Raw genomic sequence first — 667 nt, 5'->3', positions numbered from 1 at the left:
CGGTCGCGACCGCCGAGATCCGCTTCGGCGACAATGACCGGCTGGCCGCGCGGGTGGCCGAGATGATCGCGGCCGACGCGCTGATCCTGCTCTCCGACATCGACGGCCTCTACAGCGCGGATCCGCGCAAGGACCCGGCCGCGACGCACCTGCCGGTGGTCGAGCGGCTCACCGACGAGATCATGGCGATGGGCGGCGATCCGCCGCCCGGCTATTCCTCCGGCGGCATGCGCACGAAGCTGATCGCGGCGCGCATCGCGACGGGCGCGGGCTGTGCCATGGCGATCGCGCTCGGCCATGCGCCGCATCCGCTGGCGCGCCTCGAAGCCGGCGAGCGCTGCACCTGGTTCCTGGCCTCGCCCGAGGGCCGCACCGCGCGTAAGCGCTGGATCGGCGGCTCGCTGCAGCCGCATGGCGCGCTGGTGGTGGATGCCGGGGCCGCGCGGGCACTGCTGCGCGGCGGCTCGCTGCTGCCGGCCGGCGTACGCGCGGTGGAAGGCGATTTCTCGCGCGGAGACGCGGTGAGCGTCCGCGACGAGGCGGGACGCGAACTGGCCCGCGGCCTGTCGGCCTATGACGCGCCGGATGCGACGCGCATCGCCGGCCACCGCAGCGCAGAGATCGAGGCGCTGCTCGGCTGGCGCGGCCGCGACGAGCTGATCCATCG

1 protein-coding gene is annotated in these 667 nt (G+C 74.7%); it reads left to right on the top strand.

Going from position 1 to position 667, the window contains the following annotated elements:
• On the top strand, positions 1 to 667 hold a 667-nt coding region (proB, locus tag AC1DWF_RS35175), incomplete at both ends, for a glutamate 5-kinase (RefSeq protein WP_476843096.1).

Source organism: Aminobacter sp. P4_D5 (assembly GCF_056401815.1).
This window is presented reverse-complemented; position numbering and strand designations above follow the sequence as displayed.